The 13,251-nt window shown below is 67.0% G+C and carries 16 protein-coding genes; 11 read left to right on the forward strand and 5 right to left on the reverse strand.

All coding sequences use genetic code 11. The features are described 5' to 3' along the window. Positions 1-118 precede the first annotated feature (118 nt). Genes V3328_RS16835 through V3328_RS16850 form a run of 4 tightly spaced genes read right to left on the reverse strand, consistent with a single transcriptional unit; the run spans position 119 to position 3,128 of the window. Positions 119-1,231: a sulfotransferase gene (locus V3328_RS16835; protein WP_340330862.1), complete on the reverse strand. Its 1,113-nt coding sequence runs from the start codon at positions 1,229-1,231 to the stop codon at positions 119-121. Continuing rightward, positions 1,203-1,592: a hypothetical protein gene (locus V3328_RS16840; RefSeq protein ID WP_340330863.1), complete on the reverse strand. Its 390-nt coding sequence runs from the start codon at positions 1,590-1,592 to the stop codon at positions 1,203-1,205. Before V3328_RS16840 ends, V3328_RS16835 begins: the two co-directional genes overlap by 29 nt. A gap of 10 nt (positions 1,593-1,602) precedes the next feature. Next, the gene (locus V3328_RS16845) at positions 1,603-1,812 is read right to left on the reverse strand and encodes a hypothetical protein (RefSeq protein WP_340330864.1); all 210 of its coding nucleotides are present in this window, start codon (positions 1,810-1,812) and stop codon (positions 1,603-1,605) included. Then, positions 1,800-3,128, reverse strand: a complete 1,329-nt coding sequence (locus tag V3328_RS16850) for an arylsulfotransferase family protein (protein ID WP_340330865.1) — start codon at positions 3,126-3,128, stop codon at positions 1,800-1,802. The genes V3328_RS16845 and V3328_RS16850 overlap by 13 nt, the downstream gene beginning before the upstream one ends. Before the next feature lie 276 nt (positions 3,129-3,404). On the opposite strand from V3328_RS16850, the gene V3328_RS16855 reads away from it, so the two are divergent. The 11 genes from V3328_RS16855 (at position 3,405) to V3328_RS16905 (ending at position 12,685) form a co-directional block, all read left to right on the forward strand. Further along, a complete protein-coding gene (locus V3328_RS16855; protein WP_340330866.1) occupies positions 3,405-3,677 on the forward strand; it encodes a virulence factor in 273 nt (90 codons plus the stop codon). A 17-nt stretch (positions 3,678-3,694) separates the two neighbouring features. Beyond that, positions 3,695-4,315 (forward strand): hypothetical protein, encoded by a 621-nt coding sequence (locus V3328_RS16860; protein WP_340330867.1) that lies wholly within the window; start codon positions 3,695-3,697, stop codon positions 4,313-4,315. Positions 4,316-4,387: 72 nt separating this feature from the next. Beyond that, positions 4,388-5,161: a triose-phosphate isomerase gene (gene tpiA, locus V3328_RS16865; RefSeq protein WP_340330868.1), complete on the forward strand. Its 774-nt coding sequence runs from the start codon at positions 4,388-4,390 to the stop codon at positions 5,159-5,161. A 155-nt stretch (positions 5,162-5,316) separates the two neighbouring features. Continuing rightward, positions 5,317-6,549, forward strand: a complete 1,233-nt coding sequence (locus tag V3328_RS16870) for a hypothetical protein (protein WP_340330869.1) — start codon at positions 5,317-5,319, stop codon at positions 6,547-6,549. 110 nt (positions 6,550-6,659) lie between these two features. Beyond that, positions 6,660-7,616 (forward strand): alpha/beta hydrolase, encoded by a 957-nt coding sequence (locus V3328_RS16875; RefSeq protein WP_340330870.1) that lies wholly within the window; start codon positions 6,660-6,662, stop codon positions 7,614-7,616. A 110-nt stretch (positions 7,617-7,726) separates the two neighbouring features. Then, on the forward strand, positions 7,727-8,110 hold the full coding sequence (secG, locus tag V3328_RS16880) for a preprotein translocase subunit SecG (protein WP_340330871.1): 384 nt from the start codon (positions 7,727-7,729) through the stop codon (positions 8,108-8,110). Positions 8,111-8,204: 94 nt separating this feature from the next. Next, a complete protein-coding gene (locus V3328_RS16885) occupies positions 8,205-9,833 on the forward strand; it encodes a CTP synthase (protein ID WP_340330872.1) in 1,629 nt (542 codons plus the stop codon). Positions 9,834-9,847: 14 nt separating this feature from the next. Further along, entirely contained in the window at positions 9,848-10,723 is an 876-nt protein-coding gene (locus V3328_RS16890; RefSeq protein WP_340330873.1) for a VOC family protein, read from the forward strand. 15 nt (positions 10,724-10,738) lie between these two features. Beyond that, positions 10,739-11,245 carry a P-loop nucleotide/nucleoside kinase family protein gene (locus tag V3328_RS16895; RefSeq protein ID WP_340330874.1) on the forward strand — a complete coding sequence of 169 codons (507 nt, stop codon included), beginning with the start codon at positions 10,739-10,741 and terminating at the stop codon, positions 11,243-11,245. Positions 11,246-11,301: 56 nt separating this feature from the next. Next, on the forward strand, positions 11,302-12,141 hold the full coding sequence (gene kdsA / locus V3328_RS16900; protein WP_340330876.1) for a 3-deoxy-8-phosphooctulonate synthase: 840 nt from the start codon (positions 11,302-11,304) through the stop codon (positions 12,139-12,141). Further along, the gene (locus tag V3328_RS16905; protein ID WP_340330877.1) at positions 12,134-12,685 is read left to right on the forward strand and encodes a cysteine hydrolase family protein; all 552 of its coding nucleotides are present in this window, start codon (positions 12,134-12,136) and stop codon (positions 12,683-12,685) included. Before kdsA ends, V3328_RS16905 begins: the two co-directional genes overlap by 8 nt. On the opposite strand, the gene queF is transcribed toward V3328_RS16905, so the two are convergent. Continuing rightward, positions 12,682-13,131 (reverse strand): preQ(1) synthase, encoded by a 450-nt coding sequence (gene queF, locus V3328_RS16910; RefSeq protein WP_340330878.1) that lies wholly within the window; start codon positions 13,129-13,131, stop codon positions 12,682-12,684. The genes V3328_RS16905 and queF overlap by 4 nt on opposite strands. Positions 13,132-13,251 lie beyond the last annotated feature (120 nt).

Here is a 13,251-nt window from a genome sequence, read left to right on the forward strand (position 1 = left end):
CGGAATGGAGCCGGATCGCTGCGCGGCGCCGGCTGCTCGGGGCGCGCATATTAGGAATCCCCGGCCGCTGCGGCAAGCGCCCGCGGGAACGACGACGACCGGCTTTGCGGGGGGAGGTTTACGCGGGAATGCGGTCCGGTTTCAACCGGCCGGACGCAACGGCGCCGGATCGCTCGCGAAGGCGCGCATAGACCTGCCGCGCGGCATCCTCGATGGCGCCGGTACGTGGCAGCGCGACCTCGCGGGCGGCGAGTTCGAAGGGCTGCATGTGGACGGGGTCTTCGTCGAGGGCAGCTTGGGTACGGAGCAATGCCCAGACCGCCGGGTCGCGGCACAGGTCCTCGTAGCAGACGAAGACGGCCGATCCGGGGGCCGACTCCAGGAGGCAGCCATAGACGTTGGTCCAATTCACCAGCCAGTAGTCGAGCGTGTCCGGCGAATGCGCCGCCAGACGCTCCCTGTCGCCTTCGCGGAGATGGAACGGCCTGTGATCGCTGCCGAACTCGTGATGGCCGAGCCAGGTCATGTAGGAGCGCACGAAGCGATCGTCGCGCTGCAGCCCGATGAACCGGGCGTGCTGGGCGCGCAGGGACGCCGCCTGCTGCACGGGATCGCGGAAGGGAACGAGAATGAGGGCCTCCGGGAAGGCCTTGCGGATCCCGTCGAGCCGCAGGACGTTGTTGTTGTTCTTCGACAGGTAGCGGCTGTCCGGCCGGTCCGCGGGCAGGATGGCGGCGACGTAGCGCCGGAAGCGGGCGACCGCCTCGTCGTCCGGCATGTAGGGGACGAGGCAGCCGTCCCGGATGTAGTCGTCGCCGGTGAAGATCCGCCAGAACACCTCGTCGAGGCTCTCCGGGCTGTCGACGTCGACCTGCAGGCGATCGTCGTGGGCGCGCTCGCCCGACACGGCCGGACTGCGGGAGGCGGCCGACATGGACTTCCACATGTTCGGGGCGAGCACGAAGGGCATGTCGCGGTAGGTCAGCGAGCGGAACGCGCCGGTTTCGTGGAAGCGCCGCATGAGGACGGTCGTGCCGGCGCGGGCGAGGCCGGAAACGAACACGTGGCGCTTCGTCTCCACCCCGAAGTCCGGCTTCTTCCGCCCGTAGGCCGCCTGATCGATGTCGAAGCTGAGTTCGGCGACCGGCGCGACGTTCAGGGCGAGCCGATGCAGCAGCCGGTCGAGGGCCGAATAGTTCGACCTAAAGGCGGGCGATGCGGGGAGCGACAAGGGTTCGCGCTTTCGCGTAGGCGCCGGCGGCGACGAGCGACCCGGCAATGCCGAGCGGGCTTGCGATGAATTCGAGGAAGTTGCCGGTGATCCGGTCGACGCCGAGCGAAACGGCGACCAGCGCCGCGCCGACCAGCACCAGCAGGACGAGCAGCTTCAGCGTGGCGGCCAGCGTCTCGCCGGAATAGGCGAGCATGACCTTCTCTTTCCAGTGGTCCGAGATTCGCCGCGAGCGGACGACGCGCAGCGCCTTGCCGCTGGCGTCGACCACGGCCCTGACCAGCGCAATGAACGGAAGCCGCACGATGCACTCGACGGCGATGGCGCACACCACCACCAGCGCGGCGATGTCGGCGATCATCGGCCGCCGGTCACCGAGGGTCCGCGGAGGCGACCTTGCGCTTCCTGACGAGCCGCTTGATCGGGTACCAGACGATCGCGGCGAAGGCCATCGCGATGGAGGCCAGCACGCCGAGGACCACGGCGATGGTTCCCGCACCCGCGCCGGGGCCGATATAGGCGTGCGCGACGGAGGTGAGCGACATAAGGGTCAGCAGGGCAGGCACGATCAATCTGAACATGGCGCAGTCTCCGTTTGAGTGGGGTCCAGTCGGTCGGGCGGAAGCCAGAGGACTTCCGAAAGCACGTAGTTCACCGCCTCGTCACCAGGCCGGAAATTGACGATCTCGAAGGCCATCTCGCCCTCCGGAGTGATCTCGAAGGCGCGGCCCTGCTGGGCGCTGGTCACGATGACGTTGCCGTCGGGGAGCACCTGGTGCTTGCCGCGAATGCGCGAGTAGAAGTCGAGGTTGCGGCCGTCGACGAGAACCTGCCGCTGCATCGTTCGCGGATCGAGCTTGACGATCTCGCTGTAGTCCCGGCTCATCCGGTTGTTGAAGATCGAGAACGTTCCGTCCTCCTCCCAGTCCGGATCGTGCTGGCGCTGGGTGGCGCCGATCCGCCACCACTTGACCCTCAGGGTCTGCGGATCGAGCACGAAGACGAGATTGGACGAGCGCGCGCTCATCAGGAGATCGCCGGCAGCGAAGCCCAGTTCCCGATAGCTGTCGGCCAGCCGGGCGGGCAGGGGCTCGACATCGTTGATGTGGTGGGGATCGGGAAGCCAGTTGCCGTCGGTGTTCCGCGAGTTTCCACCAAGGTCGTTGTCGGCGAGGCGGCGGATCTGGAACACGTCGATCTCCGGGTTCGCGTCGACGATCTCCTGCATCCCGATGGTGCGGATGACCGCGCCGTCGGCGACGGCGATCTGCACGATCTCGTCGGTGCCGACCGTCCAGACCGACTGTTCATCGTCGGCCAGGTTGACCGAGTGGCTGTAGTAGCCAGGGGACGCCCACATCCGCTTTCCGCAGGCGTCGAACCGCTGCAGCGAAACCCCTCCGTCGAGGGTGAAGATGAAGGATCCGTCGCTCAGATACTGGAAGCCGTGAATGAACTTGCGATAGGCGGGCTGGGCCGGGATCAGTCCGACCGTGGAGGGTTCGTCGAGTACCCAGACCCGTTCAATCGCCATGTCGGGAGACAGGACAAGGGCTGCATTCTCCACCCGGCCATTCATGGAGAACGCCCCCAGGACGATGCGCCAGCCGTACCGGGCACTGTTCGACACCTGGCCGATCATCAGCCCTTCGATGCCGAACGCCTCCGAACCCGAAATCGGGCGGAAGCCCGAGAAGTCGCGGTCCTGGCGCGGGGTCCGCAGCGCGTTGTCCTCGTACGACCCGTTCGCGTATTGCCACAAGTCGGACAGGACCGCCTCGACCTCGGAGGGGGCTCCGGCCACGGCGAGGGCCAGTTTCGCGGTCGGGCCAGGCTCGCGGTATCCCTGGAGGGCGGTCTTGACGATCCAGCCGAACAGCACGGCACAGAGGATCACGACGAGCATGCAAAGCAGAAAAAGCCATAACGGAACGCTGCGACCGGCAGGTTCCTCGATAGATTCGGCGTGGTCCATGTGCAGCGGTACGAAAGCCTGTCCGGCAAGTTGGCCGTATGTCGATCCGGTAACGGATTTTACGGGGGCGTAGTTGGCCAAAGTGCGACGCAACTGAGACATCGCCGGGGCGTTTGCGGTCCCAAAATCGGGCCGAATGGGCGAGCCGTCGGGATCGCTACCTTCTGGAGGCGAACAGTCGTGGCGAGATGCAGCGTTTTGAGTTGGCAGGACATCCCCTCTCTCGTCGAGGCGCGTGACGCGTCGGGCACGCACAAGATCCAGCTCAGCGACCGGTTCCAGGAACTGATCGACATGGTGGCGATGCGCCGCGGGCTTGCCGGGACAGACGAATATCTCGAAGCCTGGCGCAAGAGCAGGCCGGCCGAGCGCGAGGGCAGCGCCGCCGAGGCAGCGCAGTCGCTCGCCGCGGAGATCGAGACGCGCTACGACGAGATCCGCGCCGCAGCCCTTGCTGGCCTCCAGGGGTGAGCGTGCGGGCGTGGCGGATGGACGGTTTCGCCGTCGACGCCGAGCGAATCCTGCGGGTCCAGGGGTATCGCGATCCTGCCCGCATCCGACCGCGGATCCGCAAGATCGCCGAACGCGCGGCCGCCGACATCGCCGACATCGCACGCCCTGAGGCGCGATACCTCAGGCGGGCGATCCGGTCCGTCTCCGGCGGCACCCTCGAGATCGAGGGCGGGCACCGGTTCTCGTGCGTCGCGTTCGAACGGCTGCTCGGCAATGCGACCGAGGTGGTCGTGTTCGTACTGACGCTCGGCCCGGGTCTCGAGACGGCGGTCGCCGAACGCTTCACGGCATCCGAACCGGTGGACGCGCTGTTCCTGGAATGCGCCGGCTGGCTATGCGTCGAGAAGGCGACCCGGCATCTCGCGGCTCACCTTGGCGAGGAAGCGAAGCCCGACGGCCTGTCGGTGACCTACCGGTTGGGCCCGGGCTACGACTACAAGGCCGGCGAGGAACGCGCGGTGTGGGGGCTGGAGGAGCAGCCGGCGCTGTTTGCGGTGTTCGGCGATGCGCCGCTGCCGGTCGAACTGCTGGAAAGCTGCGCCATGTCGCCGAAACTGTCGCGGTCCGGCCTATTCGGGCTCGCCCCGCGCGCGTGACAGGTTTCTTTTCCTCAGCCGTCTCTGCTATTCACGTTTCCGACTTTTTCGTGACAGGCGAGGAGTGCACGAATGACACCCGGAGTTCGGCCGCTGGTTGCCGGAAATTGGAAGATGAATGGGCTGAAGGCGTCCGCGTCCGAGTTCAGGAGCATGCTCGACGGATATGGCGAGGATCTTGCCGACCTGACCGGCCTGATGGTCTGTCCGCCGGCGACGCTCGTCCTCGCCTTCGCCCAGATGTCGCAGGACTCCCGGCTGAGCGTCGGAGCCCAGGACTGCCATGCGGAACCTTCCGGCGCCCATACGGGCGACCTGTCCGCGGAGATGCTGGCGGATTCGGGTGCGGTGGCGGTGATCGTCGGGCATTCGGAAAGGCGGCAGAACCACAATGAAGGCGACGAGGAGGTCCACGCGAAGGCGTCGGCGGCCTGGCGCGCCGGACTGACCGCCATCGTCTGCGTCGGCGAGACGGAATACGAGCGCCAGGAAGGCGAGACGCTGGACCGTGTCGGCAACCAGCTCGCCGGTTCTATTCCGGACGGCGCGACGGCCGACAACCTCGTCGTCGCCTACGAGCCGGTCTGGGCGATCGGCACCGGCAACACGCCGACCGCCACCGATGTCGCGGAGGTCCATCGTTTCATTCGCACCAGGCTGAGAGAGCGGTTCGGGGCGGAGGAGGGCGGCAGGATCCGCATCCTCTACGGCGGTTCGGTGAAGCCGTCGAACGCCGAGGAACTGCTGGGGGTCGACAATGTCGACGGCGCCCTCGTCGGCGGGGCGAGCCTGAAGGCGGAGGATCTCCTGGGGATCGCGATGACCTACCGGACGCTGAAAGCTTAGTTGCAGACCGCAACAGCATAGTTGCAGTTCGGAGTCTGCCCCGACGCGCGGGTTTTCCAACCTGTAGCGGTGGATCCCGCTATTGATCCGACAATCTGCTCAACTTACTGTTTGTCGATAATTTCGATCACAAGTTTTCAGTTGGGAGCATTTCAATGTGGCGGACCCTGGTTGCGATTCCTGTCGTGGCGACTTCCCTCGGCTTTATTTCGCCGGCACTGGCCGGGAAGGTCGGACCAGAATTCCAGGTGAACACCTCGGAGGCCGGGCATCAGACGAATCCCTCGTCCGCGGGACTGTCCAAGGGGCGCTTCGTCGTGACGTGGACCTCGGGTTACGACGGTTTCGGGAGTGGCGTGTTCGGCCAGCTCTACAATTCCAAGGGCAAGCCGGCGAGTGCGGAATTCCGGGTCAACGCCACGGTGAAGGAGGACCAGTACGACACCGCCGTCGCCGGCCTGGCCGACGGCGGATTCGTGGCGACGTGGACGTCGGAACACCAGGCGAACAAGCTCACGGAAGTGTTTGCCCAGCGTTTCAAGTCGAACGGCCAGCCTGCCGGCAAGGAGTTCCGGGTCAACACCCGCAAGCGAGGGCACCAGCAAAAGTCGAGCGTCGCCGGTCTTGCAAAGGGCAGCTTCGTGGTGATCTGGCAGTCCCACGGGCAGGACGGCGATGGTTACGGCATCTACGGCCAGCGCTTCAACGCCAGGGGCAAGGCGAGAGGCAGGGAGTTCAGGGTCAACAGAACGACGCGGTCCGATCAATGGCTGGCATCGGTGGCGGCTCTGAAGGATGGGGGCTTCGTCGTTACGTGGGCGTCCTACGACCAGGATGCCTACGGCATCTTCGGTCAGCGCTTCAATGCCAAGGCCCGGCGGAAGGGCGGAGAATTCCGCGTCAACAATACCACTGCCGGCGAGCAGAGCGATCCTTCCGTCGCGGGTCTCGCCAAGGGCGGTTTCGTGGTCGCGTGGGATTCCGTGAACCTCGACGGCTCCGAGACCGGGGTTGCCGCCCGGCGCTACAACGCAAGGGGCAGGCCGAAGGGCAAGGAGACCACGGTCAACACCTACAAGAAGCTCTATCAGGGAGCCCCCGCCGTCGCCGCGCTCGCCAAGGGCGACTACGTGGTCACCTGGGAGTCCGAGAATCAGGACGTTGTCGACGATCAGAACTTCGACCTGAGAGGCGTCTACGGCCAGCGCTTCAAGGCGAGCGGCAAGCGGGCCGGCAAGGAATTCCAGGCGCCGACATTCCTCGCCGGTCGCCAGCGCTATCCTTCCGTCGCGGGCCTCTCCAGGGGCCGCGACTTCGTCGTGACATGGGAATCCGATGGTCAGGATTTCGGCGGATTCAACATCTACGGCCAGCGCTTCGACAGATAGGTGCAGCAGGCGGTCCATGCAGCCGGCCCCGCTGGCAGATGTGGACCATCCAGCATAGCGGATTGGCCAGTGTAGCGGTTCGGCCAGTGTAGCGGTTCGGGGGTGTTCACGTGAACGGTCGGGTACTGGCGGCGCTGGCCGCAATTCTTATGTCCAATCCTCCCGCGCAGGCGTTCGGCGGATCGGAGGTCGTCGTCGAGACGGACGGGGGCGCGCTGCACGGCACGCTGACGGTGCCGGACACGGGCGGTCCGGTACCGGTGGCGTTCATAATGCCCGGGTCGGGGCCGACGGACCGGGACGGCAATCAGCCCGGTCTGGAGCAGGACGTCTATCGCCATCTCGCAGACGGACTCGCGGATGCGGGAATCGCCAGCCTGCGCATCGACAAGCGCGGCGTCGGCGCCAGCGCGGCTGCCCTCGACTCCGAGGCCGGCGTGACGATCGACACCTATCTGGACGACGCCCGCGCCTGGACGCGGATGATGGCCGCCGACGAGCGGTTTTCGGACGTGTTCCTGCTCGGCCACAGCGAGGGTGCTCTTTACGCCATACTGGTTGCCGAGACCGAGCCGACGGCCGGCGTCGTGCTGGCGTCGGGTACCGGCCGGCCCGCCGCGGAGCTGATCCGCTGGCAACTCGACGAACGGGGCATCGGCGATCCGCTGCGGACGGAGGCGGAACGGATCCTCGTCGAACTGGAGGTCGGCCGCACCGTGGCCGATCCGCCCGCCGCGCTGGCGGCACTGTTTCGCGAAAGCGTGCAGGCCTACCTGATCTCCTGGTTCGCGATCGACCCCGCAGAGCGACTCGCGGGTCTCGATGTCCCCGTCCTCGTGTTGCACGGGACCACGGACCTGCAGGTTCCGGTCGCCGACGCGCGGCGGCTGGCAGCTGCAAACGAGACCGCGGAACTGGCAATCCTGGAGGGGACGAACCATATCCTGCGCGAAGCCCCGGCGGAGATGACGGCGAACCTGGCGACCTATTCGCGGCCCGACCTTCCGCTGGCAGACGGGGTGATACCGGCAATCACGTCGTTCATCCTGACCGAAGCCGGGCGCTGAGATCGGCAGGCGAAGGAAGAGGCAGGGCGAAGCGAGAGGGAGGGGTGGCGCGACGCGCCGCTGCCGTGTAAAAGGCCGGCAACTTCCCGACATTCTGGGTTTGATCGAAGATGGAAACAGTCATCATCGTCATCCACCTCATGGTGGTCGTGGCGCTTGTAACTACTGTGCTTTTGCAGAAATCCGAAGGCGGTGCGCTGGGCATCGGCGGCGGCGGTGGCGGCGGGTTCATGACCGGCCGGGGCTCCGCCAACGTGCTGACGCGCGCAACGACCATCCTGGCGGCGCTGTTCTTCGTCACCTCGATCACGCTGACGCTGCTGGCGCGCGGCGGCGGCGTCGTCCCGTCTATCTTCGACTCCGCCCCACCCGCGACGACCGGAGCGCCGGCCGGCGAGACGTCGGATCAGGGCACGGGCGGCAACGTCCTCGACCAGATCCAGCGGCTCGAGGAGCAGGAGCAGAGCGGCCCGCAGGCGCCGCAGTCGCAGTAGCGGTCGCCGCGGCGGAACTCGCCGTCCATAAAGTCGCGGGGAGTCGCGTTTTCGACTCCCCGAATCGTTTGCTACGGAGGTATCGTCGGGGCCCATGGCGCGGTACGTCTTCATCACCGGCGGCGTGGTCTCATCCCTCGGCAAGGGTCTCGCTTCTGCGGCACTCGGCGCGCTCCTCCAGGCGCGCGGATACAAGGTCCGGCTGAAGAAGCTCGACCCGTATCTGAACGTCGATCCCGGGACCATGAGCCCCTACCAGCACGGTGAGGTGTTCGTCACCGACGACGGCGCCGAGACCGACCTGGATCTTGGACACTACGAGCGCTTCACCGGCGTGCCGTGCTCGCAGGACGACAACATCACCACCGGCCGGATCTACCAGGACATCATCGCCAAGGAGCGGCGCGGCGACTATCTCGGCGCCACCATCCAGGTCATCCCGCACGTCACCGACGCGATCAAGGAGTTCGTGCGCCGCGGCAACGAGGGCATCGACTTCGTCCTCGTCGAGATCGGCGGCACGGTCGGCGACATCGAGGGGCTGCCGTTCTTCGAGGCGATCCGCCAGCTCGGCCAGGAGCTGCCGCGCGGCGACGCGGTGTTCATCCACCTGACCCTGCTGCCGTTCATCCCGAGCGCCGGCGAGATGAAGACCAAGCCGACCCAGCACTCGGTCAAGGAACTGCGGTCGATCGGCATCCAGCCGGACATCCTGCTGTGCCGCTGCGACCGGCCGGTCCCGCACGACGAGCGGCGCAAGCTGGCGCTGTTCTGCAACGTGCGCGAAACCGCCGTCATCCAGGCGATGGACGTCGACACCATCTATGCGGTGCCGCTCGCCTATCACGAGGAAGGCCTCGACGACGAGGTCCTCAGGGCGTTCGGCATCGAGCCCGGCGGCGAGCCGGATCTGTCGAAATGGGTCGAGATCGTCGAGCGGGTGCGCAATCCCGAGGGCGAGGTGACGATCGCAATCGTCGGCAAGTACACCGGCCTGAAGGACGCCTACAAGTCGCTCAACGAGGCGCTGATGCACGGCGGCATCGCCAACCGGGTGCGCGTCAACATCGACTGGATCGAATCGGAGGTGTTCGAGCGGGAGGACCCCGCGCCGTTCCTGGAGCAGGTCAACGGCATCCTCGTCCCCGGCGGCTTCGGGGAGCGCGGCGCGGAAGGCAAGATCGCCGCGGCCGGCTTCGCGCGCGAACGCGACGTGCCCTATTTCGGCATCTGCTTCGGCATGCAGATGGCCGTCATCGAGGCGACCCGCAACCTCGTCGGGGTCGAGGACGCCGGGTCGTCCGAATTCGGCCCGACGCAGGAGCCGGTGGTCGGACTGATGACCGAATGGCTGAAGGGGAACATGCTGGAGAAGCGTGCGGCGGCCGGCGATCTCGGCGGCACGATGCGGCTCGGCGCCTATCCCGCGACCCTGACCCCGGGCAGCAAGATCGCGGAGATCTACGGAACGACGGAGATCTCCGAGCGCCATCGCCACCGCTACGAGGTCAACGTCGAGTATCGCGACCGGCTCGAGCAGCACGGCCTGCGCTTCGCCGGCATGTCGCCGGACGGGATCCTGCCGGAGACGGTCGAGTTCGCCGACCATCCCTGGTTCCTCGGCGTTCAGTACCATCCCGAACTGAAATCGCGTCCCTTCGAGCCGCACCCGCTGTTCAGCTCGTTCATCGAGGCGGCCGTCGTGCAGAGCCGGCTCGTCTAGGCCGACGCGCGCCGATGCCACGCGGACTCGACCACCTCGTCCACGCCGTCCACGATCTCGACAAGGCGCGGGCCGTCTACGAGAGGCTCGGCTTCACGCTGACGCCGGAGGCGCGGCACCCGTTCGGGACCAAGAACAGCCTGGTCCAGCTCGACGGCTGCTTCCTGGAACTGCTGGCGATTGCAGACACCGGAGCCTTTCCGGAAGAGGAAGCCGGCGCATTCAGTTTTCCGGGCTTCAATGCCGGTTTCCTCGATCGCCACGAAGGCATCAGCATGCTGGCGCTGGAGAGCGAGGACGCCGCCGACGACCGGGCGGCCTTCGCCGAGGCGAACCTGCGGACCTATCGGCCCTTCGAGTTCGGCCGCGACGCGAGACAGCCGGACGGCTCGACCGGCCGCGTCGGCTTCAAGCTCACCTTCACCAGCGCCCCGGAGATCCCCGGGGAAGCCTTCTTCACCTGCCAGCATCTCGCTCCTGACCTGTTCTGGAAGGACGAATACCGGGAGCACGCGAACACCGCCGGTACGATCCGCGAGGTGATGATGGTCGCCGAAAAGCCGAACGCGCACTGGGCGTTCTTCGAGGCCTTCGTCGGCACCGACGACGTCAAGGAGACCGACACCGGCATCCTGATCGACACCGGCCGCGGCGCGATCCGCGTAGACGAACCGGGCGCGGTCGCCGAGAGCTGGGGCACCGCCATCGACGTCAAGCAGTACGACACGCCGCGTTTCGCCGGCTACGTGATCGGCGTCGGCGACATGGAGAAGGCGGGCGCGGCGCTGGAAGGCGGCGGCATCGAGCATTTCTCGATCGGCGATCGCCTCGTCGTTCCGGACCAGCAGGCATTCGGTGCCGCGATCGCGTTCGAGCCGGTCGGCGGCTGACGTGCCGATCCTGCGGTGCTGATCATCCTGGGCGGTCTGCCGGGCACCGGAAAGACCTCCGTCGCCCGGCAACTGGCGCTGCGCCTCGGCGCCGTCCACATCCGGATCGATACGATCGAACAGGCGATACGCGACACCGGCGCGGCGGCCAGGCAGTCGATGGCGGATAGCGGCTACCGGGTTGGCTATGGTGTCAGCGGGGACAACCTGGCGATCGGGCGCATGGTCATCGCCGATTCCGTCAATCCGATCGAGCTCACCCGGGCGGCGTGGCGGGCGGTGGCGGAGCGGGCCGGGGTTCGCGGCATCGAGGTCGAGATCGTCTGTTCCGACGCCGACGAACATCGCCGCCGCATAGAGACGCGGCGGCCCGACGTGCCGGGACTCCGGCTGCCGACGTGGGATGACGTGCTGGCGCGACGCTACGAGCCGTGGGAGAGCGCCGACCTGGTGATCGATACGGCCGGCCGCGGGCTGGACGAGGCCGTCGCGCAACTGGTCTCGCGACTTCCCGCGGATTGACGTACACAGCCTCCGCGCGCCATAGGACGGCCTAGGCGGAAACCCCGGGAGACAGCATGTCCCGTACCAATTCAACCGTCAGCGTCGGGTCGGCGACCTTCGGCAACGACAGGCCGCTCTGCCTGATCGCGGGGCCGTGCCAGATGGAAGGCCGCCAGCACGCGCTCGAGACGGCGCAGGCGCTGAAGGAGCTGGCCGGCAGGCTCGGCATCGGGCTCGTCTACAAGTCCTCCTACGACAAGGCGAACCGGACCAGCGCCGCGGGCGCCAGGGGCATCGGGCTCGAGGCGTCGCTGCCGATCTTCGCTGAGATAAGGGAGACTACCGGCCTGCCGGTGCTCACCGACGTACACGAGACCTGGCAATGCGCCCGGGTCGCAGAGGTGGTCGACATCCTGCAGATCCCCGCCTTCCTGTGCCGTCAGACCGACCTGCTGAAGGCCGCCGCCGAGACCGGCCGGGCCGTCAACGTCAAGAAGGGCCAGTTCCTGGCGCCATGGGACATGAAGAATGTCGTCGACAAGGTGACGGGCTTCGGCAATCCGAACGTGCTCGTCACCGAGCGCGGCGCGAGCTTCGGCTACAACACGCTCGTTACCGACATGCGGGCGCTGCCGATCCTGGCCGGCTTCGGCGCGCCGGTGATCTTCGATGCGACCCATTCGGTACAGCAGCCGGGCGGGCAGGGGACGTCATCGGGCGGCCAGCGCGAGTTCGTGCCGGTGCTGGCCCGCGCCGCCGTGGCGGTCGGAGTGGCCGGCGTCTTCATCGAGACGCATCCCGATCCCGACAACGCGCCCTCCGACGGACCGAACATGATCGCAATGAAGGACCTGCCGGCGCTCGTCGAGCGGCTGATGCAGTTCGACCGGGTGGCCAAGTCCATCGATGCCTGACGCGGCCCTTGTACTGATCGACCTTCAGAAGGCATTCGCAGGCCCCGACATGGGTCGGCGCAACAATCCGGATGCGGAGGACAACGTCGGCAGACTTCTGGCCGGCTGTCGAGATGCCCGTCTGCCCGTGTTCCACGTCCGCCACGACTCGCTCACACCGGGATCGCCGTTGCGGGCCGGCCAGCCCGGCCATGACGTGATGGATTGCGCGGCGCCCGACGCCGGCGAGCCGGTCTTCGCCAAGACCATCAACAGCGCATTCATCGGCACGGGGCTGGAAGCCGCATTGCGAACCGCCGGGATCCGGCACCTGATCGTCGCCGGGGCGACGACGGATCACTGCGTCTCGACGCCGGTGCGCATGGCCGCCAACCTCGGGTTCCGCGTCACACTTGCCGCAGATGCCTGTTTCGCCAACGACCGGCGATCGCCCGACGGGCCGACCGTTCCGGCGCAAACGGTTCACGACGTGGAACTGGCGATCCTGAGCGGCGAGTTCGCGACGATTGCGACAGTCGACGCAGTCCTCTCGACGCTTGCCTAACCTCGTCCGCGGTACGGCGACACGCCCTGGTCGGGTATCCAGAGGCCCTCGGGCGGATTCCCGGTCTGCCAGAAGACGTCGATCGGGATGCCGCCGCGCGGAAACCAGTAGCCGCCGATCCTGAGCCAGCGCGGTTCCAGCCGCGCGACGAGGCGCTTGCCGATGCCGACCGTGCAGTCCTCGTGGAACGCGGCGTGGTTCCTGAACGACACCATGAACAGCTTCAGCGATTTCGATTCGACCAGCCAGTCGCCGGGCACATAGTCGATGACGATGTGGGCGAAGTCCGGCTGCCCGGTGACCGGGCACAGCGAGGTGAATTCCGGGCAGGTGAAGCGGGTGACGTAATCGGTGCCGGGATGCGGGTTCGGGACCCGGTCGAGCACGGCCTCGTCGGGGGAAGCGGGAACCGGGACGGGGCGCCCGAGCTGCATGTCTTCGGTCATGGTGCGATCTCCGCCGGCATAGCTGCCGAAAGGCAGACCGGAATGCAAGCCGGCGCGCCGATGCTGCGGCTTTATGCGCCGATTGGCCTTTTCTGTCGCCAGCGGCTCCTTTATTAGCCC

Origin of the sequence: Microbaculum marinum (genome assembly GCF_037855135.1) — a bacterium.
GTDB lineage: Bacteria > Pseudomonadota > Alphaproteobacteria > Rhizobiales > Tepidamorphaceae > Microbaculum > Microbaculum marinum.

Bases quoted from the DNA above. Each gene is read 5' to 3' on its own strand.
- V3328_RS16840 (WP_340330863.1), bottom strand. From the start codon at position 1,592: ATGATCGCCGACATCGCCGCGCTGGTGGTGGTGTGCGCCATCGCCGTC.
- V3328_RS16845 (WP_340330864.1), bottom strand. From the start codon at position 1,812: ATGTTCAGATTGATCGTGCCTGCCCTGCTGACCCTTATGTCGCTCACC.
- V3328_RS16860 (WP_340330867.1), top strand. From the start codon at position 3,695: ATGGACGGTTTCGCCGTCGACGCCGAGCGAATCCTGCGGGTCCAGGGG.
- tpiA (WP_340330868.1), top strand. From the start codon at position 4,388: ATGACACCCGGAGTTCGGCCGCTGGTTGCCGGAAATTGGAAGATGAAT.
- V3328_RS16870 (WP_340330869.1), top strand. From the start codon at position 5,317: ATGTGGCGGACCCTGGTTGCGATTCCTGTCGTGGCGACTTCCCTCGGC.
- secG (WP_340330871.1), top strand. From the start codon at position 7,727: ATGGAAACAGTCATCATCGTCATCCACCTCATGGTGGTCGTGGCGCTT.
- V3328_RS16885 (WP_340330872.1), top strand. From the start codon at position 8,205: ATGGCGCGGTACGTCTTCATCACCGGCGGCGTGGTCTCATCCCTCGGC.
- V3328_RS16890 (WP_340330873.1), top strand. From the start codon at position 9,848: ATGCCACGCGGACTCGACCACCTCGTCCACGCCGTCCACGATCTCGAC.
- kdsA (WP_340330876.1), top strand. From the start codon at position 11,302: ATGTCCCGTACCAATTCAACCGTCAGCGTCGGGTCGGCGACCTTCGGC.
- V3328_RS16905 (WP_340330877.1), top strand. From the start codon at position 12,134: ATGCCTGACGCGGCCCTTGTACTGATCGACCTTCAGAAGGCATTCGCA.
- queF (WP_340330878.1), bottom strand. From the start codon at position 13,131: ATGACCGAAGACATGCAGCTCGGGCGCCCCGTCCCGGTTCCCGCTTCC.